A 25,965-nucleotide genomic window follows, 5' to 3' on the forward strand; every position below is an offset into this window, starting at 1 on the left:
AACAGTAAATTGTTAGCGTCCTTTTTATTATGATGCAATCTCACCAGTTTTTACAGCATCTTGATTGTACGTATCCTGATCTAATTCACCAAGCCATTTACTAGAAATAAGACCTGCTGTCATAGAACCACTTACGTTAAGAGCAGTACGACCCATATCGATTAATGGTTCAACTGAGATAACAAGAGCGACAATGCCGATTGGTAAGTTCATTGTAGATAGTACGATTAACGCTGCGAATGTTGCACCGCCACCAACGCCGGCAACACCGAATGAGCTAATAGCAACGACAGCGATTAAAGTTAAAATGAATTGTGGTTGTAATGGATCAATTCCTACAGTTGGAGCGACCATCATAGCAAGCATCGCTGGATAAATACCTGCGCAACCGTTTTGACCGATAGATACCCCAAAGGATGCAGCGAAGTTAGCGATTCCTTCAGAAATACCAAGTTTTTCTTTTTGTGCTTCAATATTTAATGGCATTGCACCAGCACTAGAGCGAGATGTGAATGCAAATGTTAATACAGGGAAAACTTTTTTCAAATATTGAATTGGATTTAAACCAGATAATGCGATTAATAATAAGTGAATGATAAACATTACGATAAGAGCTACGTAAGAAGCTAACACGAAGTTACCAAGTTTTAAAATAGCATTTATATCGCTACCAGCAACTGTCTTTGCCATAAGAGCTAATACGCCGTATGGAGTCAGGCGTAAAATTAACGTTACCATACGCATTACGATTGCATATACAGCATCAAGCATCTTCTTAAATAGCTCTGCTTGTTCTGGATGCTTTCTTTTTACACCGAGAAAGGCAATACCGATAAATGCTGCAAATATTACAACAGAAATTGTTGATGTTGGACGAGCACCTGTTAAATCAAGAAACGGATTTGTAGGCAACAGTTCTAATAATTTGTCTGGAATTGTTGTCTTTTCAATAGAAGTAAATCTTTCTTCTACTAATTTCAGACGAGCGGATTCTGCATCACCTTGTTGTAATCCTGTTGCTGATACATCAAATCCTGCGCTTGCAGCTATACCGACAGCTGCGGCAATTCCTGTAGTAAGAATTAAAATTCCGATAATAAGACCACTGATTTTACCAAGGTTTTTCGTTAATTGTAATTTTGTAAATGCTGAAATAATAGATACTAAAATAAGTGGCATAACGATCATTTGAAGTAACTTCACATAACCGTTACCAATTAAACCGAACCAGGTATTTGATTCGATAATTACTTTAGAAGTAGGCTCATAAATAAATTGTAATATAAGACCGAAGATAATTCCGACTCCTAAAGCAGTAAATACACGTCTATTAAAAGATACATGCTTACGTTGCATATAATACAATACGCCAACTAAAATGAGCATGACTGTGATGTTAATTCCGACAAGCAGTGTATTCATGTTAATTCCCCCTAATTCCAATGTGTTATATAGAATATAAGGTAATAAAACCTATAAGTCAACTAGGGAATTGCGGAATTAAAAAAAAGATGGCAAATTGCCATCTTTTAATGTCCAGCTCCAGGGACAAGTAAAAATGTTGTGTACCATGTAAATCCGATGAAGAAAACGGTTAAATATGCCCCGAATACGTATATATACATACGCTCTGTTAATTTTAAATAACTTAAAAGTACGAAGAATCCTGTTTGTCCTAAAAATAGTAGTGCGGCCGAATGCATATCCCCTACGTAAAACATAACCGAGAAAATTCCAGTCCAAAAGCCGAGAACGCGAAACATGCGCTCCATGCCATCTCCCTCCTTTTCTAGAAAAAGTAAAACCTCTCTTCATTATAGTTTATTTTTCATACTATTGTAAATATTCGTTCATATAAAAGAGAAGAAGCCAATTATAATAATTGACTTCTTATAAGATAGAAAATTAAATTTGCACTTTATAGTTACAAGATTTGCATCCATCTAGTAGACTATCGTTTCGTGTTAATTCCACGTTCGGGAATAGGATTTCAAAAATCCCCTTCATCATATCTCCGTGCATATTACAAATTTCAGTCGGATGATGCGCAGCAACTTCTTTAAATGGGCAATTGTGTACATCATAGAAAATTTTTGTGCCATCTGTACTTAATTCAAAAGCAGGAGATAAACCAGCTGTTGAGAATGCTTCTTTTGCGATTAGCATTTTTTGTTCTATCGTCAATGCTTCTGCACTTACATTTAAGCGATGCATATGTTGTTGCATTAATTCTTTGCCGAATTGTTTCCCTGTTTCATATAGCGCTTTTTCACCAGCGCTACCTAAGCTTAGCAGTGAATTAAATGCTATCTGCGCTAATAATTGATAATCGCGAAATGGGAATTGTAACTGGATGACATCTTGAGACAAGACGTATAGTCTGCTTGGTCTGCCGCCTTTCCCAGTTTTTTTTGTTTCTGATTTGAGCATATTAACATCTTCTAATTTAGATAAATGTAAACGCGCTACGTTTGGATGAATGTTAAACTCATCTGCAATTTCTTGTACAGTTACGTAATTATGCTTTTGCGAAATATATTTATAAATATAATAACGAGTAGGGTCAGATAATACACCTGTAATTTTTAAAGCTTGTTCCATTAGGATCTCCACCTTTATCACTTTATCCAAGATATTAACATTATAATACAGATAAACTTCCATATAGGTAATTTCAGACAATAATTCGGAAATTGTTCATAATTTCACAAACATATTTTTCCTTTTTCTCTTAGTGAAAATACAAAATCTCTAATTTTTCTTGTGCATTTTTTCATGATATATACATAGTGAGGAGGGAAACTTGATGAATAGTGTCGAGCTTTTTGCAAATATGATTATGAAAGAAGCTTGTAGGGTGCAAGCATCAGACTTACATATTGTGCCCAGGCAAAAGGATGTGGCGATTCAATTACGTATAGGGAAAGATTTAATTACGAAACGGTGTATTGAAAAGGAATTTGGAGAAAAGCTTGTTTCGCACTTTAAGTTTTTAGCATCAATGGATATAGGAGAGAGGAGAAAGCCTCAAAATGGTTCATTATATTTGCAAATTGATGGATCAGAAGTGTATTTACGCCTTTCAACACTTCCAACAGTATATCAAGAAAGTCTAGTTATTCGCCTCCATTTACAAGCATCTGTTCAGCCGTTGTCTCATCTTTCGTTATTTCCAAGTACAGCGGAAAAATTACTCTCTTTTTTAAAGCATTCTCATGGGTTACTCGTATTTACTGGGCCGACTGGTTCTGGAAAAACAACGACAATGTATGCGTTATTAGAAGTAGCAAGAAAAGGAGAAACACGTCGCATCGTTACGCTGGAAGATCCAGTTGAGAGAAGAAAAGACGGTTTATTACAAATTCAAATAAATGAAAAAGCTGGTATCACATATGAAACGGGATTAAAGGCTATTTTGCGTCACGATCCAGATATTATTTTAGTTGGCGAAATTCGTGATGAAGAAACAGCAAAAGTAGCTGTAAGGGCCAGTTTGACGGGACATTTAGTGATGACAACCTTGCATACAAATGATGCGAAAGGAGCGATACTACGATTTATGGATTATGGTATTACAAGGCAAGAAATTGAACAATCATTATTGGCTGTAGCTGCTCAGCGACTCGTTGAATTAAAATGTCCGTTTTGCAGAGGGAAGTGTTCAACTTTATGTAAATCAATGAGGCAAGTGAGGCAGGCAAGCATTTATGAACTGTTATATGGATATGAATTAAAACAAGCGATTAAAGAAGCAAGTGGAGAACATGTTACGTATCACTATGAAACGTTGGAATCGTCGGTGCGAAAAGGGTATGCTTTAGGCTTTTTAGAAGAAGATGTATATGTTTAAGAGAAAATGGAGTTTAAGTGATCAAGTATTATTATGGAAAAGATTAAGTGATTTATTAGAGAAAGGTTACTCACTTTTACAGGCGTTAGAATTTTTGCAGTTTCAACTACCGTTAGGGAAGAAATTACAGTTACAGCATATGATCGAGGGATTGAAAAATGGACAAAGTTTGCATGCTTCTTTTCATCAATTAATGTTTCATCCGGAGGTGTTAAGTTATTTGTTTTATGCAGAGCGACACGGTGATATTTCTTTTGCTTTGCAACAAGGGAGTGCACTTCTTTACAAGAAGGATAAATATAGGAAAGATATGATGAAAGTAATGCAATATCCTATGTTTTTATCATTTTTTTTAATGATTATGCTTTCTGTTTTTAACCTCATTTTATTGCCTCAGTTTGAAATGATGTATAGTTCTTTACGTTCTACAGCACCACCACTTACGGAGCAAATTTTAGTTGCAATTAAATTATTACCCTACTTCATTTATATCATTTTTCTTATCGTTATAACGGGATTTAGTTTATATATATTTTATTTCCGAAAACTTCCGCCTACTCAGCAGGTAAAGATTATGATCCGTATTCCCCTTATGAAAACATTTTCTATTTTAAATCATTCGCATTATTTTTCCGCTCAATTAAGTGGTTTATTACACGGTGGATTGTCAGTGCACGAAGCATTAACAATAATGATGAAGCAAAAGTATCATCCATTCTTTCAGTATGAAGCAGCCCGAATTGAGCGGCAATTAATTGCAGGAGAACCGTTACAATCTATTATTGATAAAAGCGGTTATTATGAGAAAGAACTTTCTTATATCATTACGCATGGACAAGCAAACGGTAATTTAGCAAATGAGCTTGGTGATTACAGTGAGCACATTATTGAAAAGGTAGAACAAAAAATTAAACGTATGTTATTTGTGATTCAACCCATTTTATTTACATGTCTTGGGGTTATAGTCATTCTGATGTACTTAGCGATGATTATGCCGATGTTTCAAATGATGAATTCAATTTAGGGGGGATTTACATGCAGAATGAGGAAGGTTTTACTCTTTTAGAAATGTTATTAGTTATGGTTGTCATAACTGTATTATTACTATTAATTATTCCAAATGTAGTTACACAGCGCTCATCCGTGCAAGGAAAAGGATGTGCAGCCTATGTGAAATCTATAGAAGCACAAATACAAGCATATCAATTGCAACATAATAAGATTCCATCAATAGAGGAACTTGAAACAGGAAAGTATATTACTTCTAAAACTTGTCCGAAAGGTGAACCAATCCATATTTCCGATGATGGCACAGTATCAGCCGGGAAATCGTGAAACAAAAAGGTTTTACTCTTTTAGAAATGCTACTTGTCTTATTTGCTATTTCTGTACTGAGTGTTGTTACGCATTTTAACGTTACTTCGTTATATGAAAAACAAAGAGCCGAGCAGTTTTTGAAACAGTTTTCAAATGATATTTTGTATATGCAGCAGTTGGCGATTAAGCGTCAAAAACATTATACGTTACGCTGGTTTAAAGGGAAACAGATGTATTATATTTCGGAATCGGAGACGGGCTTTTTAATTGTTAAGAGAGAATATGATAAAGATGTCCAAATTGATTTGCATACCTTTCCGAATCCGATGACATATAATCCGAGCGGGAATATTAATAGAGGTGGTACGATTTTACTTTCCTATCGAGGGTATAAATATGAGATTGTATTTCAGCTTGGCAGAGGGAGATTTACGTATCGTGAAGTGTCAAAAAGGATCAGTAATGGTTGAAATGGTTGTAGCGTTAAGTTTAATAATGATGGCGGTATCGTTATTGCTCCCGCAAACATTATTAATTATGCAAGAAAGAAAAAATATAAAAATGAGCTATAAAGCATTAATACTATTAAAAAAAGAAGCGACCTTATTTATGTATGAGAATGAGGAAAAGCGAGAAAAAGAGCAAGTCATAAAAGGAATTGTATATTACACATATTGGAGAGGAGATGAGGTTTGTACGATGTGGAAAGATATGAGAGGAAAAGCGATGGAGCAATGCCTTTATGCAGAGAAAAGGTAAAAAGGAAGCAGGATTTACGTTAATAGAAATGATTGCATGTTTGTTGCTTTTATCAATGTTCTTTTTACTTTTACCACGTCTTCATATTATGGGAATAGAAAATACACATTCAAAAGGATTAAATGAATGGGAGTGGGATGTGTTTTTAGGACAAATGCAATTAGAGTTTCGTGAAGTATTAAGTGGGAGGAAGATAGCACTAGAAAATGATGAACATATTTTGCGCTTCCAACTTCGTAATGGCGATGAGGTGACGTATGAAAAAGTGAATAGTAATTTAATAAGAAAAGTAAATATGCGCGGAAGGGAATCTATATTGCAAAGGATTGAAGCGATTTCGTATAAATTAACACCTCATTTGCTCTATATATATGTGAAAGATATAAGTGGTGAAATATATGAAGGCGTGGCTGTACGCTATAGTGAAATTGAGATAGAAACATGAGAAAACAAGATGGATTTGCAATGCCAGGAACAATTATTTTTCTTATTTTATTCATTTCTTTTTTGATGTACGAAACGAATATGTTACTTTTGGATAAAAAATTTTATTCTGAAATAGAACAAAGTTTTTTTATGGAGGAACTTATTGATCGAGCTATTTCAGATATAAAAAGAGACTTACAGCAAAAAGAAAAAGAGGATGTTTTTTTATTTCAGTATGAAAGAGGAGAAGGGAGTGGAAAGTACGTCTTTGAAAATGATGTTATTAACATTTCATTGCAATGTGTTACAAAAAAGAGAGTTTTCTACAAAGTGAGCTTTCGCTATAGGAAAAGGGATAATAAAATATTGGATTGGGTAGAAGGATAATGTGTAAAATACGCGGGGGAGAAGCATTAATTTCCAATGTGTTGAGAGTCAATTTTTTTGTGGAAAGGGATAAAAAGGATAGTTAAAAGTTTAAATTTTCTCAAAAAAGAGAAAGGTAGAAAGAATATGATATATTCATGCTATCCAATCATTTTTTCTAGGGAGATAAGGAAATGACAACTAACAATCAAATAGATGAAAATAAGGAACAAACTATTTTTGATCATAAAGGAAATACGATTATGACAGAAGATAGGGAAATACAAATTATTTCAAAATTCGAAGAACCCCTTATTGTCGTATTAGCAAATGTATTAAGTGATGAAGAATGTGATGGATTAATCGAATTTTCTAAAAATAAAATAGAGCGGTCTAAAATTGGTTCATCACGTGATGTAAATGATATTCGAACGAGTAGCGGTGCATTTTTGGAAGAGAATGAACTAACTTCGAAGATTGAAAAACGAATTTCATCTATCATGAATGTTCCTGTAGCGCATGGAGAAGGATTGCACATTTTAAATTATGAAGTGGATCAAGAATATAAAGCGCACTATGATTATTTTGCGGAACATAGTAGATCAGCTGCTAATAATCGTATAAGTACTCTTGTGATGTACTTAAATGATGTAGAGGAAGGCGGGGAGACATTCTTTCCGAAATTAAATCTTTCTGTACACCCTAGAAAGGGAATGGCAGTATACTTTGAGTATTTTTATCAAGACCAATCACTAAATGAGCTTACGTTACATGGAGGAGCACCTGTAACGAAAGGCGAGAAATGGGTTGCAACGCAGTGGGTGAGAAGAGGTACTTATAAGTAAAAGTGAGCCAGCTTGTTTGATTGCGAGAAAATAGGGAGTATGTTACGTTTTGTTCTTCATTTCATAAGAAGAACAAAACGTTTTTTTATTAAATAAAGTAGCATCTTTCGTTATAATAACAAATAATAACGGATGATTGAGAGGAACGAAAATGAAATCTATATACATAACCGGCTATATGGGAGCTGGGAAAACAACAATTGGAAAAGCGTTAAGTAAAGAACTCCATATGGAAGTTGTAGATACAGATCAAAAAATCGAAGAGCAGAAAGAGAAAGCGATTCGGCATATTTTTGCAGAAGAAGGCGAAATGGTTTTTCGCGAATATGAAAGTGAAATGTTACGTTCACTACCGTTTCAGAATGTAATTATTACAACTGGTGGAGGAATTATTGAACGAGAGGAAAATCGAAAGTGGATGAAGGAAAATGGAACTGTTGTGTATTTATATTGCGATCCACATGTAATTGCAGAAAGGCTTCGGGAAGATACGACACGTCCACTATTTCAGAAGAAAGATATAGCTGCATTTGTAACGAAATTTGAATCGCGCCGAGCTTATTATGAAGAGGCTGATATTCATATCGATACGACAAATAAGTCGGTGAAGCAAATTATGAATGAATTAAAGCAAAAGATTAATGAATAAAAAAGTGGACATACTAATCAAGTAGAGGTGATGATAATATGTCTACTAATGATTATGTACGCTTTGTGACACAGCAATTTGTGTCATATATGGATGCTCCAAAAGAGGATCGAAAACAACAGAAACAACAACGTCGTGCGGAGAAAGAGCCATTCTTAAATAAATGGTTTGGTGTTATGCCACTGAGCGCTGCTTTGTTTTATCGAAATGTAAAAAATAAAAGAAAAAAATCAAGCTAACTTTTTCGTAATATGTTTAGCGAAACCAAAATCCCCTAGTATAACAAGATGCTAGGGGATTTTGGTTTATTGCACAGATTCTTTTTCTTCAGTAACCGCATGTATTTTATTGTTTACCCATACAAATCCAATTCCGATACAAATAGAAATGCCCCACCCAACAGCGGTCATAATAGCTCTCATTTCACCATATCCATCTACACCGAAAACAGAGATGAAATAGATTTTCAAGAAACTTTTTAATATAAATTGAAGACCGAAAAATAGTGTTAAATATTGCAGTGCTGGATATATGCGACTATCCCGGTAAAGCTCACGACTTTTATCGCGGTCATGGCCTTGCAGCGCTGCGATATCCGCTGCGAAATATAACATAAGTGGTTTTTTTATAAAGATTGTACATATAACGATGCAGCCAAGTACGATATGATAATATGCATCATTCCATAGCATTCGTTCCGCTGATCCAGATATTAAGTCTACCGCTGTATTAGAAATAAGTGTAATTAAAATAAAGAACCCTGTAACGTTAAGCTGTTTTTCTTTTTTAAAGGTATACAGTGTATAAATAATCCCCGGAACAGAGGAAATTAACATTGCGTAATAAGGATCGATATAAGGTTTTGCAAATTTCCAAATGAGGAATGGGAATACGAGATAAAAGACAAGATCTAATATAGCTTTTTTATTTTGATTCATACATGGCCTCCTTAAGTCATACATATATTTTATAATATAATTTCTGAAAATTGTATAAGGTTAATGAAAAAAAAGAAAAGTAGATGTTTAATAGATTAAGAAATTGCCCCTAGCGTAGTAAGTTTTTTTAGTATATAATAAAGGAAACGCTTTCATTTTTTTACTTTGTTCACAAAATGGACGGAAAATCACATATTTACTATTGATATGTTGCTTTATAATGAAACTAATTAAATATACATGCATACAATATTGTGAAATAAATAACATAAATAACATAAATAATCTATATAAATGTAAACGTTATCAAAGAGAGAGGTGGAGACAATGAGTAAATTTTTCTTCAATCATAATCCAGCAACATTAGAGGATGGAAGACTTGTTAAGTATGCTGAAATTATTTATGGAGAAGGTGGCCGTTCTGTATTAGAAAATTTAATGGTGAAGGCATCTATCAGATTGCGTGATCGTTATCCGAATAAATCTGACGAACAGATCTCGAACCTCGTAAATCAAGGCATCCATGATATGTTTCAAAAATACGTGAATGAGTAAGAGCAGCTACTGGCTGCTCTTATTTTTTTGTATAAGGATTGTGCTTTTAGCTGAAAATAAAGGTGCATTCTGAAGTGTGTAAAAAGGAGGGGAAAAGATGAGCAATGGAATTGGTCGTTCAAAAGAAAATCTTCCAACTGATGCAAATCATGTAAGCGCGAAGGACCGTGCAAATCAAAAACGTATGACAGAGAAAAAACAACAAGAGCGTAATGACGATAGAGAATAGGATGGAAAAACATCTTAAAGAAAGCTCCTTCAACAGTTGAAGGAGCTTTCTTTAAGATAGAAAATGATTTGCGGTAACATAAAAGAGACCGCCGTTTATAATTTGTATTGTAATACGTGGTTCGTATTGTTCTTGTAATGCTTGCTTTTCAATTTCATAGCTTTCTGGAAGTTCATCGCTATCTTCGTAAAATCGATTTAAAAGGTCTAAATCGTGATTCCAACGCACTCTCGCTTCTTTTGCCCACGTGTGGTCATCTTCAGCAATTATACTTTTTAAAGCATCCTCTATACGTTGTAAGCCACTTTGTGGCTTAATGATAGGTGAGAGCGTAAAACAAAAATCAGGTATTTTCGGTGTGAGTTTGATCTCTGCTAAAGTGTCATGAAAGTTTGCAAGCATTGTCCCGGAAATAAGATGAATACCGATGGAATGAAGTATGTCTTTTTTTCGGTCGCATTGATAAGATACTTTTATATTTACACCAAGCCAAGGGTGAAGAGGGGTATGAGTTGCCCCGCTATGTTTCACTTCCTCATATAAACGTATGTATGAGCCTAGTTCTTTTGTCGTTTCAAATATTTGATGCAAACGTGGTGAACCGTAATGAATAAGTTCACCGTCGTTTTCTTCGTTTTCCGGATTTGTAATAAGAGTAAGGCGCATCGGGTTCGGAACGCCTCCTGTTTTTTCAAGATAGTGCCAATAGAAAGGGCGGTTCATTAATAATTTATCCATTTCAATTGTTAACTGCACGTCTAATAGGTGAGGGGAACGTTCTAAAATTTCGCAGTTATTCGCCTCAAAAAAGTTGTATAAGTAATTATGAATTTCATTTTGCTGCATAGTCCTGCACCTCTGCTTCATTGCGCTTCGCAAAATCGATAATAGATGTTAAATTTTCCATCTTGATTCGAATTTCACCTTCGCTTTTTGACTGCGCGAAAATCTCTTGAATATGTGCATCAATATTTTTCATGTTGATTCTCGTTAAAATTTCATCGAGTTCACCGATTACACGTTCAAATAAATTAATTTTTTCATATAGTAGTTTTAAAATGTGCTCTTCAACAGTATGCTTTGTTGCTAAGTTATAAATATGAACATCATTTTTTTGTCCAAGGCGGTGAATACGTCCAATCCTTTGCTCAAGTCGCATTGGATTCCACGGTAAGTCGTAATTAATCATATGGCTACAAAATTGTAAGTTAATTCCTTCACCACCAGCTTCGGTCGCAATTAATACTTGGGCATGAGTTTGGAAAAGCTCCTTCATCCAATCTTTTTTCCCGCGCTTAAATCCACCGCGAAATGGGACAGAGGAAATGCCATGTTGTTGTAAGAACCATTGTAAATACATTTGTGAAGCTCTATATTCAGTGAAAATAATGACTTTATCGTCAACTTCTTTTATAAGCTCTAGTGCTTTATTTGCTTTGGAGTTGAACGGAATATGATTAATTTTATCCATCAGCACATCAATATGTGGGTCCTTTATGTAATGCTCATTTTCTTTCTGCCGTTTTTCTACATGTTTTTTTAATGAATAGTAAACAGCTTCCCGACTACTACATGCTTCCCGTTTTAAAGTTAAGGATGAGAAAGCAGATGTAAAGGCATTTTGTTCACGCCAATTTTCAATTTCATTATACAAAGCTTGTTCTTCTTCATTAAATTCAACGAAGATTGTTCGTACATGCCTCTTCGGCCAATCAATGCCAGTGTTATGGCGTCTATTTCGAACCATTACTTTATTGATAAGAGCTTTTAAATCTTCATCGGATTCAGTGGAACGATTTTTTGAAGCATAATATTCTTCAAAATTAGATTGATTGCCTAAATGACCTGGTTTTAATAAAGAAACGAGGTTGAAGATTTCATCAATTTTATTTTGAACAGGAGTTGCGGTTAGTAATAAACAAAACTTCTTTTTTAATCGCTGTGCAAATTCATAGTTTTTTGTTTTATTGTTTTTTAGTTTATGTGCTTCATCGATAATAATAAGGTCATACTCTAGGTTTAAAACGATATCGCGATGCGGTGAACGTTTCGCAGTATCGATTGATGAAACGATGACATCAGCTTGTTCCCAAGAATAACTTTTCTTTTGAGCGACCGCAGGAATAAAAAATTTTGTGTTAAGTTCATATGCCCACTGAGATACGAGAGAAGCTGGAACGAGAATGAGTACCTTTTTTACAAGTCCTCGAACCATGTATTCTTTTAAAATAAGTCCAGCTTCAATCGTTTTTCCAAGTCCAACTTCATCTGCTAGAATCGCTTTACCATTCATTTGTTCAATGACATTTTGAGCGACCTCCAATTGATGCGGCAGCGGCGTGAAATGTGATAAATGTTTCGGTGCTTGCAATCCATCAAAAGTAGGAACGAGTAATGATTTCTCTGTTTTATAAGCTAAATGATATAAATCCCAATTTGTCCAAGGACCATCTTCATCAATTCTTGTTAAAAAATTGTTTTGCCACGTTCGATCTACGGAAATATCGACATTCATTAAGACTCTCCCACCTTTTATAAACTAAAGTGATTATTTTAAAAATCTTTATTATAAGCCTCGTAATAAGGCACTATCACAATTACTAAAAGTTAAAGAATAGGCAATGATTCAGGACTAAATCTCGAAAGTTGTATTTAATATGATTAAGAATAAAAAATTCTAAATTTTTTTTTATGCTAGAATATTGATGAAATATAGCGAATGATGTTAGGATAATGGTGTGAAATGTGTGGAATCTTTCGTATTTTATCCAAGAAAGTAACTTTTTATTTACGCTTTCATAAAAAAATATACTGAGATTCCGTATAACCTTATCTTTTCAGAATGAAAATGTTTAGATATGGGAAGCAACTTTTATTGATTTGTCAGAGCATAAGGGGGAAAGAGCATGATTACATTACAACGTACACCGTTATTTGATGTATACGCGAAGTATGGTGGGAAAACAATCGACTTCGGTGGTTGGGAATTACCAGTTCAATTTTCAAGCATTAAAGAAGAGCATGAAGCTGTACGTACAGAAGCAGGTTTGTTCGATGTATCTCATATGGGAGAAGTAGAGGTAAAGGGTGTAGATAGTTTAGCATTTTTACAACGTGTTGTTACAAATGACGTATCTACCTTAAAGGTAGGAGGCGCACAATATACAGCTATGTGCTATGAAAATGGCGGCACAGTAGATGATTTATTAATCTACAAACGTGGTGAAGAAGACTATTTATTAGTAATCAATGCATCAAATATCGAGAAAGATTACGAATGGTTAGCAAGTCATGTAATTGGCGATGCAAAGGTAGTCAATGTTTCTAGTGAAGTTGCGCAACTTGCAATTCAAGGACCAAAAGCACAAGACATTTTACAAAAAGTTGTGTCAGAAGATTTGAAAGAAATTAAGTTCTTTAAATTTAAAAACGATATTCTTGTAGATGGAATTCCTGCACTTGTATCTCGTACAGGTTATACAGGTGAAGATGGATTCGAAATTTACTGTAAGAGTGAAGATGCTGCAAAACTTTGGGTGAAACTTCTTGAAGTTGGAGAAGAAGATGGGTTAAAACCATGTGGCTTAGGTGCTCGTGATACACTTCGCTTCGAAGCAACACTTCCGTTATACGGGCAAGAGTTATCAAAAGATATTACACCGATTGAAGCGGGAATTGGCTTTGCGGTAAAACCAAATAAAGAAGCAGATTTCTTTGGGAAAGAAACGTTAAAAGAGCAAAAGGAAAACGGTGCATCTCGTAAATTAGTCGGCATCGAAGTAATCGAACGCGGTATTCCTCGTACGCATTACCCTGTATTTATAGGAGAAGAAAAAATCGGGGAAGTAACGAGTGGTACACAATCTCCAACGTTAAAGAAAAGCATTGGTTTAGCACTAATTGATGTGAAATACGCAACAGTTGATACAGAAGTAGAAATTGAAATTCGTAATAAACGCGTCAAAGCAGTAGTTGTTCCAACACCATTTTATAAACGTTCAAAGTAACGGGGAGAGGGGTAGATTTCATGTTGCATCGTTATCTTCCAATGACAGAAGAAGACAAAAAAGAAATGTTACAAACAATCGGCGTTCAGACGATTGATGAGTTATTCTCTGATATTCCAGAGAGTGTTCGTTTTAAAGGGGATTTAAAAATTAAAGAAGCAAAATCAGAGCCAGAGCTTTTAAAAGAGCTATCTCAAATGGCTAGCAAAAATGCGAACTTAAAAGAATACGCTTCTTTCTTAGGTGCAGGTGTATACGATCATTACGCTCCAGTAATTGTTGATCATGTAATTTCTCGTTCAGAATTTTATACAGCTTACACACCATACCAACCAGAAATTTCACAAGGGGAATTACAAGCAATTTTTGAGTTCCAAACAATGATTTGTGAATTAACAGGAATGGATGTAGCGAACTCTTCTATGTATGACGGAGGTACAGCATTAGCTGAAGCGGCAATGTTAGCAGCTGGTCATACTCGCAAAAAGAAAATTCTTGTGTCTAATGCAGTTCATCCAGAATCAAGAGCGGTACTTGAAACATATGCAAAAGGTCAAAATCTTGAAGTTGTTGAAATTGATCATAAAAACGGTGTAACAGATTTAGACGTATTACAAAGTGAAGTAGATGATACAGTTGCTTGCGTAATCGTTCAATATCCAAACTTCTTCGGACAAGTTGAAAAGTTAGCTGATATCGAAAAAATCGTTCATCAACAAAAATCATTATTTATCGTTTCTTCAAATCCATTATCATTAGGCGCATTAACACCACCAGGAAAATTTGGTGCTGATATTGTAATCGGTGATGCACAGCCATTTGGTATCCCAACGCAGTTTGGTGGACCTCATTGTGGTTACTTTGCAACAACGAAAGCATTTATGCGTAAAATTCCAGGACGTCTTGTCGGACAAACTGTAGATTCAGATGGTAAACGTGGATTTGTATTAACGTTACAAGCACGTGAACAGCATATTCGCCGTGATAAAGCGACGTCTAACATTTGTTCAAACCAAGCGTTAAATGCATTAGCAGCATCAGTTGCAATGACTGCACTTGGAAAACAAGGTGTGAAAGAAATGGCACGTCAAAATATTTCTAAAGCACAATATGCAAAGCGTCAATTCGAAGCGAAAGGCTTCACTGTAACGTTCGCTGGACCATTCTTTAATGAATTTGTTGTAGATTGCAAACGTCCAGTTAAAGAAATAAATGATGTATTAATACAAAAGAATATTATCGGTGGTTACGACCTAGGCCGTGATTATAAAGAGCATGAAAATCATATGCTTGTAGCAGTAACAGAGCTTCGTACAAAAGAGGAAATTGACACACTTGTAAACGAAATGGGGGCTATCCAATGAAGAACCAAGACCAAGCACTTATTTTTGAAGTGACTAAAGAAGGACGCGTAGGATATAGCTTACCCAAATTAGATGTAGAAGAAGTGAAATTAGAAGATGTATTTGAGAGCGATTATATTCGCGTTGAAGATGCAGAGCTTCCAGAAGTATCTGAACTTGATATTATGCGCCATTACACAGCGCTTTCAAACCGTAACCACGGCGTTGATTCTGGATTCTACCCACTTGGATCTTGTACGATGAAATATAATCCGAAAATTAATGAAAACGTAGCTCGCTTCGCAGGCTTTGCAAATATTCATCCACTTCAAGATGAAAAAACAGTGCAAGGTGCAATGGAATTAATGTACGACTTACAAGAACATTTAATTGAAATTACAGGTATGGATACTGTTACGTTACAGCCAGCAGCTGGTGCACATGGTGAATGGACAGGTTTAATGTTGATTCGTGCATATCATGAAGCAAATGGTGACTTTAACCGTACGAAAGTAATTGTTCCTGACTCTGCTCACGGAACAAACCCGGCGTCTGCAACAGTAGCTGGTTTTGAAACAATTACGGTGAAATCAAATGAACATGGTCTTGTTGACTTAGATGATTTAAAACGTGTTGTAAACGAAGAAACAGCAGCACTTATGTTAACAAATCCGAATACATTAGGCCTATTCGAAGAAAATATTTTAGAAATGGCAGAAATTGTCCATAACGCAGGCGGTAAATTATACTATGATGGTGCAAACTTAAATGCGGTATTAAGCCAAGCACGCCCAGGAGATATGGGATTTGACGTTGTGCATTTAAACCTTCATAAAACATTTACAGGTCCGCATGGCGGCGGTGGCCCAGGTTCTGGTCCAGTAGGTGTGAAAGCTGATTTAATTCCGTACTTACCAAAACCGATTTTGGAGAAAACGGAAAATGGCTATCACTTCAACTATGATCGTCCAGAAGCAATTGGGCGTGTGAAACCATTCTATGGTAACTTCGGAATTAACGTTCGTGCATACACATATATTCGTTCTATGGGTCCAGATGGACTACGTGCAGTAACTGAGTATGCTGTATTAAATGCGAACTATATGATGAGAAGATTAGCACCATTCTATGATCTTCCATTCGACAGACATTGCAAGCATGAATTTGTATTATCAGGTCGTCGTCAAAAGAAACTTGGTGTGCGTACATTAGATATTGCAAAACGTCTGCTTGATTTCGGTTACCATCCACCAACAATTTACTTCCCATTAAATGTGGAAGAATGTATTATGATTGAACCAACAGAAACAGAATCAAAAGAAACATTAGATGGTTTCATTGATAAGATGATTCAAATTGCTAAAGAGGTAGAAGAAAATCCAGAAGTTGTACAAGAAGCGCCACATACAACGGTAATTAAACGTTTGGATGAAACATTGGCTGCTCGTAAACCAGTTTTACGTTATGAAAAGCTAGCACCTGTACAAGTGTGATTGGAATAAAAAGAACTCGCTACATGCGGGTTCTTTTTTTTTTTTGCAACATTGGTGCGGCTAGAATGAAAAAATGTTGAAAATTTATATTTTTTGTTTCATATTGCTGTAAAGATGCGGTTTTATAGGTGATTTTGTTGAAAAAGTCGGTTTGATAAAAGTATTTATTTTTGTTAGAATTTTATTGAAATTAAGAAGATGCGATGAGGTAGAAATTACTCATTTTTATGTATATGTGAAAAAACGAGCAAGGCGGGGGTGGAAGCGTGGGATATAGATGTTATAGAATGGTATACCATCTAGAAAATGGAGAAACAATTAAAGATGTAAAAGAATTTTGTTACAGAGACCAAGGAAAAGTGTTAGAAAGAGTAGCGCACCGTGTAATGGATAATAGAGAAGTGACAGCGATTGATAAACAAGGAACAATCATTTCAATAGCGTGTGAGGACATTGTAAAGGTAGAACTTGATTACATAACAGAAAGTTAACCTTGAGTCATATCGAATTATTCGATACAATATACTGTTGAATGGTGAAGAGAGAAGAGAGGAGTTTATCATGGATAATACAAGACACTTTTATATGTTTATTTTAGCGTTTGTTCTTGTTGTGGCGTTAACGATTTATTTAATTGTTGATAGCAGCTGGTACAATACAGTTCATCCAGCATTCCTTCTTTTTATGTATGTAGGAATTGCGGTTGTTAGTTTCGGAATGAGAGACGAAATGTTAGATCGCTTTGAAAAGTGATACATATACGAAAGACCAACAGGAAAATGTTGGTCTTTTTTTCTTGCCAAAAATAGGATGTTGTGTATATACTGTGTATATAAGGTATATACAGTATATACACACTGGAGGAAAACATGAATATTATTATTTCGAATTCTTCCCAAGACCCTATTTATGTGCAAATAAGGAAACAATTAAGCCAGCTTATTTTAAATGGTGGTTTAAAGGGTGGAGACCAATTACCGTCTATTCGTAGCTTAGCGAAGGAATTACAAATTAGTGTAATTACAACGAAGCGTGCGTACGAGGAGCTTGAAAAAGAAGGATATATAGAAACTGTTGCTGGGAAGGGGACTTATGTTTCACGTGAAAATAATGAACTATTAAAAGAACAGCGGCTACGTCTATTGGAAAGTAAAGCGGAAGAGATTGTGAATGAAAGTAAAGTGTTGCAGCTTTCACTTGAAGAGTTGCAACAGATGATTGCGCGTTTATACAAGGGGGAATAAGAGATGTTAGAGCTAAAAAACGTTTGTAAAACTTATCAAGATTTCTCAGTGAAAAATGTAAGTTTTACATTGCCACGTGGATATATTATGGGATTTATCGGACCGAATGGAGCTGGAAAAAGTACGACGATCAAAATGATTATGAATTTAATCAGAAAAGAGAGCGGTGATATAAAAATTTTTGGTAAGGACAATAAGAAAGCCGAAAAGGAAATAAAACAAAATATTGGTTTTGTATATGATGAAAATCATTATTACGAAGATTTAACGTGTGAGCAAATGAAACGGATTATTGCACCGTTATATAAAAAGTGGGACGAAAAGCAGTATCAATCGTATATGCAGAGATTACAAGTTCCAACGTATAAAAAGATTAAAGAGTTATCCAAGGGGATGAAAATGAAATTTGCGATTGCAATCGCACTTTCACACCATGCGGAATTCATTATTATGGATGAACCAACAGCAGGGTTAGATCCAGTTGTTCGAAGTGAATTGCTTGATATGCTGCAAGAGATTGTGATGGAGGATGAAGTATCTGTCTTATTTTCCACACACATTACTACAGACTTAGAACGCATCGCGGATTACATTACGTTCATCAATGATGGAGAAATTATATTTACTGGTGAGAAAGATGAATTAATGGAGAACTACGTAATCGTAAAGGGAAGCAATGATTTATTAGATCGAGAAGGAAAAGAACTATTTGTTGGATTACGAAAAAATAAATTTGGCTTTGAAGGTTTAGCAGAGGATAGACAAGCAATTATCGATTGGTTTGGAAATGAGGTTGTACTAGAAAAACCTACATTAGATGATATCATCGTTTACACTGCGAAAGGGAGAGGTGCTTATGCGTCAGCTCGTATATAAAGATTTGTTCTTTTTTCGGGGGATATGGTTAGTGTATCTTACTATACCTTTTATATTCTTTTTATTTGAACATGGTGATGGAATGCTGTTTCCTATGAGTTGTTTATTTATAACTCTTTCCTCAGTTACGATATTAGTCGTAATAGATGAACGAAATACAAGTGACATTATTATTAATAGTTTACCGTTAAGTAAAAAGGATATCATAATTGCTAGATATATTTCCAGTGCAATATTTATTGTAGGTGGTATGTTCTCCACTATGTTGGTTGCTTTTCTTATAAGAGGTATCGCTGTTATTGGTGATATCGGTGCATATCATCCTAATCTATACATTGAAGTTCCATGGTATGGAGTAGTAAATGGGGTTGTTTACGCCGTATTTTTGGTTGTCACCTTTTTCCCTAGTTATTATGGTACAAAATCGAAGGTAGTAAGAAGTATAGTATCAGCAGCATCAATAGGAGTGGGGGGAATACTTTGGATATTTATTAGTGATGGGCTGAATGAAACAGCACCTTCATTCATTGAGTGGATTATGAATCCATCACATCTTGGCGTATTTATAGTTGGAGGAATTATATTGGCTAGTGTATATATGGCTTCTATGTTTCTAACAATTAAAATTTACGGAGCACGTGATTTATAGAGAGGAGAATTCATATGCAACAGTTGATTTTGAAGGAGTTTTTCTTACAGAAGAAGATGTTTCCTTTCTATTTTTTAATACCTATTTTATCTATTTTTAGAAATTCCGTAGAACCAATGGGGATTGCAATAGGATTATTTATAACATGTAGTACGATTATATATTTCTTTTTATTATGAAGAGAAAAGTAAAACAGAAAAAGTATTAGTGAGTTTGCCTATAACAAGAAAAGAGATAGTTATAGCTAAATATATTGCAACCACATTATTTATTATAGCCGGTCTGAGTACAACTTTTATAGTCGTAATATTAGGAAACATTTTATTGAACAGAGATATAGTTATTCCTGGATATGCAATATTTTCAGCAATAGTAGCAACTTTGATTTATTGTGTAGTAACGATACCTACTAATTACATTGGAGGATATAAAGCTACTACTGTCTTGAATGTGATTATGATTTTTCCTTTAATGGGTATGATTGGCCTTATGTGCAATGTTTTTGGTGATAAAACAATCATGCTAAAAGTACTTCACTCTGAAGATGCTATATTATCAATGAGTGTTCTTGGTATCGGATTGTTAGTAAGTATAGTCATATCCATGTTGCTCTCAATGAAAATGTTTCAGGAGACAGAGTTATAGAAGGGGCATTTTCATATTAGGAGGTGCAATAAATGATCAGGCAACTAGTCTTAAAAGATATGATGTTGCAAAGAAAGTTAGGGTTTGCTTATCTTATATGTTTGTTTTTCCTTGCTATTGTTGATTTTCGTAGTGATAGTTTTCTGACGACATTTAGCATGTTTATACCTGTTCTTGGCATGATGCTGTCAATGAGTTATGAGAATAAAAATAAAAGTGAAATGCTAGTAAATAGTCTTCCATTTCAACGAAAAGAAATTGTCATAGCAAAATACATATTTGTAAGCATTTTAGTTGTTTTAGGTGGAATTTTCTCACTTGTGGTTGGTTTAATTCAGTTACAAAATGAACATATAACTGGATTTATGCTGTGGGGAGCGATTCTTGGTGGAATAACAGGTGGTTTTGTTTATAGCATAATTGTACTTCCAATTGAATTTTCAGTAGGGTATAGCAGTGCAAAATAAATTGCTCCGTTTGCCGGACTTGCATTGGGGTATTTAAGTGGAGTGATTGTAAGTAACGTGTGGTTAGATGTAGAGAATGTTTGGAGCACGAGTCTAGTCGTAAATGTTTGTTTTATAGCTGGGCTGCTTCTTTTATATATCATGTCTATGTTATTCTCAATTAATTTGTATAGTGAGCGTGATTTGTAAGAGAGAGGAGAATAGTGTTGAAACAACTAATTTTAAAAGATTTCATCATTCAATGGAAATTTTTAATTTGGTACATATTGTATCCTGTTTTCTTTTATATGGCTTTAACAGATACGGAAAATCTGTTCATAATTATGTCAGTAATTATTACAATTGGGGCAACAGTAAAAACATTTGAAGCAGATAGTAAAAATGAGAGTGAAGTTATAGTAAATAGTTTACCAATATTGAGAAAACAAATTGTGTATGCGAAATATATAGTAGCAATTATTATTCTTTTTATAAGCGTAACGGTCGGTTGTTTCACGATGGGAATGAAGAATGGGGTTAACCTATTTGAATTTATTGAAACGACAATGGTTGCTAGTATTAGCTTTATTTTAGTGTATTTAAGTTTTGTTTTACCGATATCGTTTTGGCTAGGATATAAAAAAACTATTTTTATTACGCTTTTCATACTAATAGCACCGATAGCAATTTGTTCTATGTTCTTTCAAATCAAACTAGAACAAATTCAACTATATAACAGCGTGTTATTCGTTAGTTCAATATGCATGTTCATAGTATCGATCTTCGTTTCAGTGAAATTGTATGAGAAGAGAGAATTTTAAAAGGTGCCTCATAAAAGGCACCTTCTTCAATAACGGCAATACGAGAGCAAAAGTTTATAAAAAGAAACGCTATTAGGCACATCTTTTGGAGTATGTAATATAAAGCTGAAAATGATAACGAGAATGAGAAAGAGGAAAAATAAAAATAGGATCTGCTTATGTATAGAATTTTGCATATTATGCACTCCTTTTTTAGGTAGTATGTCCAAAAGAAAGGAGGGTATGAAAAATTTTAGGAGGGAGAATGATGAACAAAAGAAAATGGTTATATAGAATAGGAGTACTTTTATTTTCAATAGGTCTCATATTAGCAAATTTTTATTCGGATATACCACCGCTATTTCCTAGTTTGCATAAAGGGATTGGTATGAGTGTTGTCATAGTTGGTCTGCTTTGTCTTATCGCATCAAATTTCTATAGAAAATCTAAATAGACATAAAAAAGGACAGTTACTTCTTTTCAGAAGAACTGTCCTTTTTAAATAACTTATTCCATAGTTTGGCGATGCTCCATATAATCACGATAGTAATGGAGGCAATAATTGACCAAGCGATAGATGCAATTTCAAGTGCCATGTTGGGAAGGAATGTAAGAATGGATATTACTTTATGAAACAACCATTCTATTATATGAAAACTTATTTGCAATAGAATGATAATCCCGAGTGTGATCCATGTTAAGATTTGTTTTCCTTTTTCTTTCCACATGACATTCACCTCACGTTAGCCTAATAGTTTTAAGCCAACAGCACCGCATAGAATACAGCTTAAGAAGGCAAGGCGGCGCCAATCCGCTGACTCGCGGAAAATAAGAATACCTAGAAGTGCACTTCCGGCAGTTCCGATTCCAGTCCAAATTGCGTAAGCAGTTCCCATCGGTAATGTGTCCATTGCAAGAGATAAGAAGAAGAAGCTTACGCCGAAGTTAGCGATTAAAATTACTTTTGGTGCCCAGCCTTTCTTTTCAGTGGCTACTTTCATAAAGAGTACACCAACAATTTCACAAATACCAGCTAGAATTAAAAATACCCAAGCCATTTTATGCAGCCTCCTTCGCTTCTTTTTCTTCTGTTACTCGTTTTAAGCCGATTACTCCGAAGAAAATTAAACCGATTAATAAAACTTTTACGATAGAGAAAGGTTCTCCGAAGATGAAAATCTCTGTAAGAACGATTCCGCCAGCTCCAATTCCAGTAAAGACTGCGTATACAGTGCCGACAGGTAAATCTTTATAAGCTCTAAATAATAAGACGAAACTTACTGTAATTAATAGAGCGACACCTATCCATTCAAGTGGTGTCTCCGCGTGTTTTAGTCCAATCACCCAAAAAATTTCAATAATACCAGCTAAGATTACATAAATCCATGCCATATGTCATTTCTCCTTCCTACCAGTCGTTAGGTAAAGGGCTTAAAAACGACGCATTGCAAAGGAGCAATCCGTCAGTTTGAAAGTCCGCGCCAAAATACTTTCCAAGAAGCTTCTAAACGTGTCTCAAAACGATTTAAACCTGCGTATAGTAGTTCAACCATAAGGCCGTCAAGTAAGCATAAAAAAGCCTCCAAAGCGTCTTTTACTTCAATGTTATGCAGTTCATCTTGTTCGCTTGCTCTTTTAAACACAGGGAATAAAAGTTTTCCGACATTTTCAATGTGTACATTCGCTTTATCAATAATTTGTTCGCGAAATGCATCCGGCGGAAAATAAGAAGTTCGTAACCAAAACATTGATTCTTCACTTTCACCAAATCGTTTTGCATAGCCTTTTAACAAATTTAAGAGCAATTCTTCAGTAGACGATTTTGAAAAATTTTCGATATCGTTTGTGAAGCTTTGCAAATCTTTTTGAAGAGCGGATTCCAAGCATGTAAAATATAGCTCTTCTTTTCCTTTAAAGTGTGCGTAAATCGATGGTTTTTTAATCCCAACTTCTTGAGCAATATTTGCTAATGAAGTTCCTTCGTAGCCGTAGCGTGCGAAATGAGAAAGTGCTACAGCTTTAATGCGGTTTGCTGTCATTTTCATCCCCTACCTACCGTTCGTTAGGTTAATTATATGAGATGAAAAATATAAAGTCAATAGGCGGAGAACTGAAAAAAGAGCGCTATAGTTAACGCTCCTTTTTCAAACTGTTTCTCGTTCAATTAAATGGAATGGAAGTTCTTCTGCGTTGCCGATAATTTGTTCGCTTTGAATCTGTTTATGGAATAAAGAAAAAGCACGTGATCCCATCGTGAGACCGGGATGTTCAATAGTTGTAATTTCTAATGCTTTTGAAATTTCATGGTTATCAAATCCCAGGATTGCGAGGTCTTCAGGTATGCGAATGCCGTTTTTTTTTGCCTCTGTTAATAAACCAGCAGCAACTTGATCGTTCGCTGTGAAAATAGCGGTTGGGCGATTTTTCATGTTTAAAATACGGTGAAGTATTTTTGCCCCGTCCTGCATCGTATAACATTGATGGAAAATCCAATCAGGGTGAACTGTTTTTTCTTCGTGACGAAGGGTATCGGCGAAAGCTTTTTCACGCTCGATTGAATTAACACTTGTTTTTCTTGCTAAACAAATGCCGATTTTTTCATGACCTTTACTGAGTAAATAGGAAGTACCGAGACGGAAGCCCTCATAATGATCTACATAGACAGATGAAATGAGGGGATGGTTCATTTTTTCACATGAAATAATAGGGGCAAATTTTGCGAACGGTTCAATTTGTTCCCATGAACTCGTGCGAGAGCAAATAATCATCCCGTCAAATTGCTTCATTTTCATCATTTCAAGAACGCGAATTTCTTCAATACTATCGTAATTCGTTTGGCATAAATTAATATGATATCCAGCTGCTAACGCTTCGTTTCCGATTCCTTCAATGATCGTGCTAAAGTACGGAACATTAATAAAAGGTAGCATAACGCCAATTGTATATGTTTTACCTTTTATTAAATGGATAGCATTTATATTTTTTGCATAGTTCAATTCTTCAACTGCATCTAGAACACGCTTACGTTTTTCTTCTTTTACGTAAGGATGATTATTAAGGACACGGGAAACCGTTGATATGGATACACCAGCAGTTTTTGCAATTTGTTTTATATTGGCCATATGTATCACCTCTTTACTCAATTATAAGGGGAAAATAATAAGAATGAAAAAATCTTGACCTGAAAAGCTTTTCACAATCTATGTTATAAGCATGACTTCTGTTGCTCGCGTAACCTTTTTATTTGGGCGTAAGAGTAGCGGGGTCTTTTTTATGTCTGCAAAGAATTTTTGTCAAAATGTGTGAGAATAACGTGGAAAGTTTTCGGAGGAGGCGTTTGATAACGAAGCGAATAGAAGAGAGTATAAACGCTTCGCTCGTTAAGAGGGCGGTATGAAAGGGCGGAAACAAATTGAAAAAAGGAATCATTTGTTTCGTGTTTTCTAGTGTAATACTTAGCTCATGTTCATTTCAACAAACGATACAAGAAGAAAAAACATTTGTAGGAACAACAGGAGGGGCTAAGGACCGTGTTACTGATCCGATTCCGCTAAAGGAAATTCCAAAATATTTTCCGGCGAAGTTTAAAGTTCCAACGTTTTTACCTTATGACATTACGAGTGATGTGAAGGGAGAGGTAAGAACGATGGGAAAGAAGAATGCTGTCTTAACGATTAAATATAAGCAACAAGAGAAAGGAAGGCACGATTATATAGAGTTAACAGTGGCCAACTTTTCTTACAGTTTTCCATACCTCGTAGAAGAGAATCGATTTCAAGAACAAATGAAATTGAATAATGGAGCACCTGCTTATTTTAAAAATAAGGATGATTACGAGCGAGGGGACGAATTTGCTACGCTTATATGGAAAGAGAAGGGGATTGAATACCAGCTATTATATCGTAATGTAGATGAGAAAGATGAAGATGTGATTAAACAAAATCTACTGTACATTGCGAACAATATGGAATAAAAAAACTAGCTGTATCGTGCAGCTAGTTTTTTGTATGTTATTTCTTTTTAATTTTGCCTGACCAAGATTTAAATCCACCTTTTAATTGGTAGAAATCTGTGTAGCCTTGTTTTTTTAAGTATTGAGCTGCACGACCTGTACGGAATCCGCTTTGGCAATATAAATAAACCGGTTGATCTTGGCGAAGTTCTTTGTGGCGAAGGCGAATTTGTGATAATGGAATGTTACGCGCACCTAAAATATGTCCCGCGTTAAATTCATCTGCTTCGCGAATATCGATAAGCTGTGCTTTACGGTAGCCAGCGCGAAATTCTTCTTCTGAAAGTGTTTTAATTAATTTTTTTTGATAGAAATACATCCATACAGTGTAGCCGATGAATGCTGCAATTGCCGCTAGTATAATAATCAAGTTTGTTGACACGATTCTATCGCTCCCTTTTTTCTTATCCTACTTTCAATATTATAATGCCCATATGTATTTATGCAACAGATTCATTTGTATATAAGAAGAAATTTCGTATTCTTTCACAAATTTTGTCGAATTTGGTAGACTAG

35 protein-coding genes and 3 pseudogenes are annotated in these 25,965 nt (G+C 35.0%); 25 read left to right on the plus strand and 13 right to left on the minus strand.

Annotated features, from left to right (window positions below; genetic code table 11):
* Positions 1-27: 27 nt before the first annotated feature.
* The 3 genes from JTF23_RS05670 to JTF23_RS05680 all read right to left on the minus strand — a co-directional run bounded on the left by JTF23_RS05670 (position 28) and on the right by JTF23_RS05680 (position 2,601).
* Positions 28-1,422, minus strand: a complete 1,395-nt coding sequence (locus JTF23_RS05670) for an L-cystine transporter (RefSeq protein ID WP_078172813.1) — start codon at positions 1,420-1,422, stop codon at positions 28-30.
* Between the two features lie 107 nt (positions 1,423-1,529).
* The gene (locus JTF23_RS05675; protein ID WP_002088627.1) at positions 1,530-1,772 is read right to left on the minus strand and encodes a DUF2626 domain-containing protein; all 243 of its coding nucleotides are present in this window, start codon (positions 1,770-1,772) and stop codon (positions 1,530-1,532) included.
* Positions 1,773-1,905: 133 nt separating this feature from the next.
* Positions 1,906-2,601, minus strand: coding sequence for a helix-turn-helix transcriptional regulator (locus tag JTF23_RS05680; RefSeq protein WP_078172814.1), 696 nt, complete (start codon positions 2,599-2,601; stop codon positions 1,906-1,908).
* A gap of 205 nt (positions 2,602-2,806) precedes the next feature.
* Here JTF23_RS05680 and comGA point away from each other — a divergent pair, with 205 nt between their 5' ends.
* The 10 genes from comGA to JTF23_RS05730 all read left to right on the plus strand — a co-directional run bounded on the left by comGA (position 2,807) and on the right by JTF23_RS05730 (position 8,451).
* A complete protein-coding gene (comGA, locus tag JTF23_RS05685; RefSeq protein WP_016106153.1) occupies positions 2,807-3,850 on the plus strand; it encodes a competence type IV pilus ATPase ComGA in 1,044 nt (347 codons plus the stop codon).
* Positions 3,837-4,874, plus strand: a complete 1,038-nt coding sequence (comGB, locus tag JTF23_RS05690; protein WP_286674621.1) for a competence type IV pilus assembly protein ComGB — start codon at positions 3,837-3,839, stop codon at positions 4,872-4,874. Before comGA ends, comGB begins: the two co-directional genes overlap by 14 nt.
* Positions 4,875-4,885: 11 nt before the next feature.
* Complete coding sequence (gene comGC / locus JTF23_RS05695; protein WP_002160489.1) at positions 4,886-5,185, plus strand: competence type IV pilus major pilin ComGC; 300 nt, start codon at positions 4,886-4,888, stop codon at positions 5,183-5,185.
* Positions 5,182-5,637, plus strand: a complete 456-nt coding sequence (gene comGD / locus JTF23_RS05700) for a competence type IV pilus minor pilin ComGD (RefSeq protein WP_002160490.1) — start codon at positions 5,182-5,184, stop codon at positions 5,635-5,637. The genes comGC and comGD overlap by 4 nt, the downstream gene beginning before the upstream one ends.
* Positions 5,630-5,926: a hypothetical protein gene (locus tag JTF23_RS05705; RefSeq protein WP_033714873.1), complete on the plus strand. Its 297-nt coding sequence runs from the start codon at positions 5,630-5,632 to the stop codon at positions 5,924-5,926. The genes comGD and JTF23_RS05705 overlap by 8 nt, the downstream gene beginning before the upstream one ends.
* Positions 5,910-6,371: a competence type IV pilus minor pilin ComGF gene (gene comGF / locus JTF23_RS05710; protein WP_002160492.1), complete on the plus strand. Its 462-nt coding sequence runs from the start codon at positions 5,910-5,912 to the stop codon at positions 6,369-6,371. Before JTF23_RS05705 ends, comGF begins: the two co-directional genes overlap by 17 nt.
* Complete coding sequence (gene comGG, locus JTF23_RS05715; protein ID WP_204208263.1) at positions 6,368-6,739, plus strand: competence type IV pilus minor pilin ComGG; 372 nt, start codon at positions 6,368-6,370, stop codon at positions 6,737-6,739. Before comGF ends, comGG begins: the two co-directional genes overlap by 4 nt.
* Before the next feature lie 173 nt (positions 6,740-6,912).
* Positions 6,913-7,563, plus strand: a complete 651-nt coding sequence (locus JTF23_RS05720; protein ID WP_016106149.1) for a 2OG-Fe(II) oxygenase — start codon at positions 6,913-6,915, stop codon at positions 7,561-7,563.
* A 151-nt stretch (positions 7,564-7,714) separates the two neighbouring features.
* Positions 7,715-8,212: a shikimate kinase gene (locus tag JTF23_RS05725; RefSeq protein WP_204208264.1), complete on the plus strand. Its 498-nt coding sequence runs from the start codon at positions 7,715-7,717 to the stop codon at positions 8,210-8,212.
* Positions 8,213-8,250: 38 nt separating this feature from the next.
* The gene (locus tag JTF23_RS05730) at positions 8,251-8,451 is read left to right on the plus strand and encodes a YqzE family protein (protein WP_002015009.1); all 201 of its coding nucleotides are present in this window, start codon (positions 8,251-8,253) and stop codon (positions 8,449-8,451) included.
* Between the two features lie 66 nt (positions 8,452-8,517).
* On the opposite strand, the gene JTF23_RS05735 is transcribed toward JTF23_RS05730, so the two are convergent.
* Both JTF23_RS05735 and JTF23_RS05740 read right to left on the minus strand, forming a co-directional pair.
* Positions 8,518-9,150, minus strand: coding sequence for a VC0807 family protein (locus JTF23_RS05735; RefSeq protein ID WP_002145755.1), 633 nt, complete (start codon positions 9,148-9,150; stop codon positions 8,518-8,520).
* 127 nt (positions 9,151-9,277) lie between these two features.
* Positions 9,278-9,396 (minus strand): annotated as a pseudogene (locus JTF23_RS05740) (GTP pyrophosphokinase).
* An 81-nt stretch (positions 9,397-9,477) separates the two neighbouring features.
* On the opposite strand from JTF23_RS05740, the gene JTF23_RS05745 reads away from it, so the two are divergent.
* Together JTF23_RS05745 and JTF23_RS28090 are read left to right on the plus strand one after the other, a co-directional pair.
* A complete protein-coding gene (locus JTF23_RS05745) occupies positions 9,478-9,705 on the plus strand; it encodes a hypothetical protein (RefSeq protein ID WP_000032698.1) in 228 nt (75 codons plus the stop codon).
* Positions 9,706-9,802: 97 nt separating this feature from the next.
* The gene (locus tag JTF23_RS28090; RefSeq protein WP_002111807.1) at positions 9,803-9,934 is read left to right on the plus strand and encodes a hypothetical protein; all 132 of its coding nucleotides are present in this window, start codon (positions 9,803-9,805) and stop codon (positions 9,932-9,934) included.
* A gap of 51 nt (positions 9,935-9,985) precedes the next feature.
* Here JTF23_RS28090 and JTF23_RS05750 read toward each other — a convergent pair whose 3' ends face one another.
* Positions 9,986-10,780 (minus strand): YqhG family protein, encoded by a 795-nt coding sequence (locus JTF23_RS05750; RefSeq protein ID WP_002160497.1) that lies wholly within the window; start codon positions 10,778-10,780, stop codon positions 9,986-9,988.
* Positions 10,767-12,449: a DEAD/DEAH box helicase gene (locus tag JTF23_RS05755; RefSeq protein ID WP_204208265.1), complete on the minus strand. Its 1,683-nt coding sequence runs from the start codon at positions 12,447-12,449 to the stop codon at positions 10,767-10,769. The genes JTF23_RS05750 and JTF23_RS05755 overlap by 14 nt, the downstream gene beginning before the upstream one ends.
* 391 nt (positions 12,450-12,840) lie before the next feature.
* Here JTF23_RS05755 and gcvT point away from each other — a divergent pair, with 391 nt between their 5' ends.
* From gcvT to JTF23_RS05815, 12 genes and pseudogenes are all read left to right on the plus strand, one after another.
* Positions 12,841-13,941, plus strand: coding sequence for a glycine cleavage system aminomethyltransferase GcvT (gcvT, locus tag JTF23_RS05760; protein WP_002111803.1), 1,101 nt, complete (start codon positions 12,841-12,843; stop codon positions 13,939-13,941).
* Positions 13,942-13,961: 20 nt separating this feature from the next.
* Complete coding sequence (gcvPA, locus tag JTF23_RS05765; protein WP_002111800.1) at positions 13,962-15,305, plus strand: aminomethyl-transferring glycine dehydrogenase subunit 1; 1,344 nt, start codon at positions 13,962-13,964, stop codon at positions 15,303-15,305.
* Complete coding sequence (gene gcvPB, locus JTF23_RS05770) at positions 15,302-16,777, plus strand: aminomethyl-transferring glycine dehydrogenase subunit 2 (RefSeq protein ID WP_002122485.1); 1,476 nt, start codon at positions 15,302-15,304, stop codon at positions 16,775-16,777. Before gcvPA ends, gcvPB begins: the two co-directional genes overlap by 4 nt.
* Positions 16,778-17,064: 287 nt before the next feature.
* Positions 17,065-17,268 (plus strand): DUF3929 family protein, encoded by a 204-nt coding sequence (locus tag JTF23_RS05775; protein ID WP_000262495.1) that lies wholly within the window; start codon positions 17,065-17,067, stop codon positions 17,266-17,268.
* 70 nt (positions 17,269-17,338) lie between these two features.
* Positions 17,339-17,530: a hypothetical protein gene (locus JTF23_RS05780; protein WP_002160499.1), complete on the plus strand. Its 192-nt coding sequence runs from the start codon at positions 17,339-17,341 to the stop codon at positions 17,528-17,530.
* Positions 17,531-17,646: 116 nt separating this feature from the next.
* Positions 17,647-18,021 carry a GntR family transcriptional regulator gene (locus JTF23_RS05785; RefSeq protein WP_204208266.1) on the plus strand — a complete coding sequence of 125 codons (375 nt, stop codon included), beginning with the start codon at positions 17,647-17,649 and terminating at the stop codon, positions 18,019-18,021.
* Positions 18,022-18,024: 3 nt separating this feature from the next.
* Entirely contained in the window at positions 18,025-18,897 is an 873-nt protein-coding gene (locus JTF23_RS05790) for an ABC transporter ATP-binding protein (RefSeq protein WP_078181002.1), read from the plus strand.
* The gene (locus JTF23_RS05795; protein WP_204208267.1) at positions 18,878-19,546 is read left to right on the plus strand and encodes an ABC-2 transporter permease; all 669 of its coding nucleotides are present in this window, start codon (positions 18,878-18,880) and stop codon (positions 19,544-19,546) included. Before JTF23_RS05790 ends, JTF23_RS05795 begins: the two co-directional genes overlap by 20 nt.
* Positions 19,547-19,560: 14 nt before the next feature.
* Positions 19,561-20,191, plus strand: a pseudogene (locus tag JTF23_RS05800) (ABC-2 transporter permease).
* A 32-nt stretch (positions 20,192-20,223) separates the two neighbouring features.
* Positions 20,224-20,847: pseudogene (locus JTF23_RS05805) on the plus strand (ABC-2 transporter permease).
* Positions 20,848-20,861: 14 nt separating this feature from the next.
* Positions 20,862-21,458, plus strand: coding sequence for an ABC-2 transporter permease (locus JTF23_RS05810; RefSeq protein WP_204208268.1), 597 nt, complete (start codon positions 20,862-20,864; stop codon positions 21,456-21,458).
* 247 nt (positions 21,459-21,705) lie between these two features.
* Positions 21,706-21,891: a hypothetical protein gene (locus tag JTF23_RS05815; protein ID WP_002199374.1), complete on the plus strand. Its 186-nt coding sequence runs from the start codon at positions 21,706-21,708 to the stop codon at positions 21,889-21,891.
* 16 nt (positions 21,892-21,907) lie between these two features.
* Here the strand turns inward: JTF23_RS05815 and JTF23_RS05820 are convergent, their stop codons facing one another.
* From JTF23_RS05820 to JTF23_RS05840, 5 genes are all read right to left on the minus strand, one after another.
* Entirely contained in the window at positions 21,908-22,165 is a 258-nt protein-coding gene (locus JTF23_RS05820) for a DUF3975 family protein (protein ID WP_204208269.1), read from the minus strand.
* Between the two features lie 15 nt (positions 22,166-22,180).
* On the minus strand, positions 22,181-22,495 hold the full coding sequence (locus tag JTF23_RS05825; RefSeq protein WP_002122482.1) for a DMT family transporter: 315 nt from the start codon (positions 22,493-22,495) through the stop codon (positions 22,181-22,183).
* A 1-nt stretch (position 22,496) separates the two neighbouring features.
* Complete coding sequence (locus JTF23_RS05830) at positions 22,497-22,829, minus strand: DMT family transporter (RefSeq protein ID WP_002199376.1); 333 nt, start codon at positions 22,827-22,829, stop codon at positions 22,497-22,499.
* A gap of 71 nt (positions 22,830-22,900) precedes the next feature.
* A complete protein-coding gene (locus JTF23_RS05835; protein ID WP_204208270.1) occupies positions 22,901-23,482 on the minus strand; it encodes a TetR/AcrR family transcriptional regulator in 582 nt (193 codons plus the stop codon).
* Between the two features lie 99 nt (positions 23,483-23,581).
* Positions 23,582-24,559 carry a LacI family DNA-binding transcriptional regulator gene (locus JTF23_RS05840; protein ID WP_204208271.1) on the minus strand — a complete coding sequence of 326 codons (978 nt, stop codon included), beginning with the start codon at positions 24,557-24,559 and terminating at the stop codon, positions 23,582-23,584.
* A gap of 314 nt (positions 24,560-24,873) precedes the next feature.
* On the opposite strand from JTF23_RS05840, the gene JTF23_RS05845 reads away from it, so the two are divergent.
* Positions 24,874-25,410: a hypothetical protein gene (locus JTF23_RS05845; RefSeq protein ID WP_002160511.1), complete on the plus strand. Its 537-nt coding sequence runs from the start codon at positions 24,874-24,876 to the stop codon at positions 25,408-25,410.
* 37 nt (positions 25,411-25,447) lie between these two features.
* Here JTF23_RS05845 and JTF23_RS05850 read toward each other — a convergent pair whose 3' ends face one another.
* The gene (locus tag JTF23_RS05850; protein ID WP_002034000.1) at positions 25,448-25,831 is read right to left on the minus strand and encodes a rhodanese-like domain-containing protein; all 384 of its coding nucleotides are present in this window, start codon (positions 25,829-25,831) and stop codon (positions 25,448-25,450) included.
* Between the last annotated feature and the right edge of the window lie 134 nt (positions 25,832-25,965).

Source organism: Bacillus sp. RIT 809, assembly GCF_016892495.1.
In the GTDB taxonomy this organism is placed as follows: domain Bacteria; phylum Bacillota; class Bacilli; order Bacillales; family Bacillaceae_G; genus Bacillus_A; species Bacillus_A cereus_U.

Excerpts from the sequence above, each read along its gene's own strand:
- JTF23_RS05735 (WP_002145755.1), bottom strand. The coding sequence starts at position 9,150 with ATGAATCAAAATAAAAAAGCTATATTAGATCTTGTCTTTTATCTCGTA.
- JTF23_RS28090 (WP_002111807.1), top strand. The coding sequence starts at position 9,803 with ATGAGCAATGGAATTGGTCGTTCAAAAGAAAATCTTCCAACTGATGCA.
- JTF23_RS05825 (WP_002122482.1), bottom strand. The coding sequence starts at position 22,495 with ATGGCTTGGGTATTTTTAATTCTAGCTGGTATTTGTGAAATTGTTGGT.
- JTF23_RS05840 (WP_204208271.1), bottom strand. The coding sequence starts at position 24,559 with ATGGCCAATATAAAACAAATTGCAAAAACTGCTGGTGTATCCATATCA.
- JTF23_RS05705 (WP_033714873.1), top strand. The coding sequence starts at position 5,630 with ATGGTTGAAATGGTTGTAGCGTTAAGTTTAATAATGATGGCGGTATCG.
- JTF23_RS05815 (WP_002199374.1), top strand. The coding sequence starts at position 21,706 with ATGAACAAAAGAAAATGGTTATATAGAATAGGAGTACTTTTATTTTCA.
- comGA (WP_016106153.1), top strand. The coding sequence starts at position 2,807 with ATGAATAGTGTCGAGCTTTTTGCAAATATGATTATGAAAGAAGCTTGT.
- JTF23_RS05795 (WP_204208267.1), top strand. The coding sequence starts at position 18,878 with ATGCGTCAGCTCGTATATAAAGATTTGTTCTTTTTTCGGGGGATATGG.
- JTF23_RS05780 (WP_002160499.1), top strand. The coding sequence starts at position 17,339 with ATGGATAATACAAGACACTTTTATATGTTTATTTTAGCGTTTGTTCTT.
- comGF (WP_002160492.1), top strand. The coding sequence starts at position 5,910 with ATGCAGAGAAAAGGTAAAAAGGAAGCAGGATTTACGTTAATAGAAATG.
- JTF23_RS05725 (WP_204208264.1), top strand. The coding sequence starts at position 7,715 with ATGAAATCTATATACATAACCGGCTATATGGGAGCTGGGAAAACAACA.
- JTF23_RS05750 (WP_002160497.1), bottom strand. The coding sequence starts at position 10,780 with ATGCAGCAAAATGAAATTCATAATTACTTATACAACTTTTTTGAGGCG.
- JTF23_RS05675 (WP_002088627.1), bottom strand. The coding sequence starts at position 1,772 with ATGGAGCGCATGTTTCGCGTTCTCGGCTTTTGGACTGGAATTTTCTCG.
- comGC (WP_002160489.1), top strand. The coding sequence starts at position 4,886 with ATGCAGAATGAGGAAGGTTTTACTCTTTTAGAAATGTTATTAGTTATG.
- JTF23_RS05730 (WP_002015009.1), top strand. The coding sequence starts at position 8,251 with ATGTCTACTAATGATTATGTACGCTTTGTGACACAGCAATTTGTGTCA.
- JTF23_RS05835 (WP_204208270.1), bottom strand. The coding sequence starts at position 23,482 with ATGAAAATGACAGCAAACCGCATTAAAGCTGTAGCACTTTCTCATTTC.
- JTF23_RS05830 (WP_002199376.1), bottom strand. The coding sequence starts at position 22,829 with ATGGCATGGATTTATGTAATCTTAGCTGGTATTATTGAAATTTTTTGG.
- JTF23_RS05755 (WP_204208265.1), bottom strand. The coding sequence starts at position 12,449 with ATGAATGTCGATATTTCCGTAGATCGAACGTGGCAAAACAATTTTTTA.
- JTF23_RS05670 (WP_078172813.1), bottom strand. The coding sequence starts at position 1,422 with ATGAATACACTGCTTGTCGGAATTAACATCACAGTCATGCTCATTTTA.
- JTF23_RS05820 (WP_204208269.1), bottom strand. The coding sequence starts at position 22,165 with ATGTGGAAAGAAAAAGGAAAACAAATCTTAACATGGATCACACTCGGG.
- JTF23_RS05790 (WP_078181002.1), top strand. The coding sequence starts at position 18,025 with ATGTTAGAGCTAAAAAACGTTTGTAAAACTTATCAAGATTTCTCAGTG.
- comGB (WP_286674621.1), top strand. The coding sequence starts at position 3,837 with ATGTATATGTTTAAGAGAAAATGGAGTTTAAGTGATCAAGTATTATTA.
- JTF23_RS05785 (WP_204208266.1), top strand. The coding sequence starts at position 17,647 with ATGAATATTATTATTTCGAATTCTTCCCAAGACCCTATTTATGTGCAA.
- JTF23_RS05775 (WP_000262495.1), top strand. The coding sequence starts at position 17,065 with ATGGTATACCATCTAGAAAATGGAGAAACAATTAAAGATGTAAAAGAA.
- gcvT (WP_002111803.1), top strand. The coding sequence starts at position 12,841 with ATGATTACATTACAACGTACACCGTTATTTGATGTATACGCGAAGTAT.
- gcvPB (WP_002122485.1), top strand. The coding sequence starts at position 15,302 with ATGAAGAACCAAGACCAAGCACTTATTTTTGAAGTGACTAAAGAAGGA.
- comGG (WP_204208263.1), top strand. The coding sequence starts at position 6,368 with ATGAGAAAACAAGATGGATTTGCAATGCCAGGAACAATTATTTTTCTT.
- JTF23_RS05745 (WP_000032698.1), top strand. The coding sequence starts at position 9,478 with ATGAGTAAATTTTTCTTCAATCATAATCCAGCAACATTAGAGGATGGA.
- gcvPA (WP_002111800.1), top strand. The coding sequence starts at position 13,962 with ATGTTGCATCGTTATCTTCCAATGACAGAAGAAGACAAAAAAGAAATG.
- JTF23_RS05720 (WP_016106149.1), top strand. The coding sequence starts at position 6,913 with ATGACAACTAACAATCAAATAGATGAAAATAAGGAACAAACTATTTTT.
- JTF23_RS05680 (WP_078172814.1), bottom strand. The coding sequence starts at position 2,601 with ATGGAACAAGCTTTAAAAATTACAGGTGTATTATCTGACCCTACTCGT.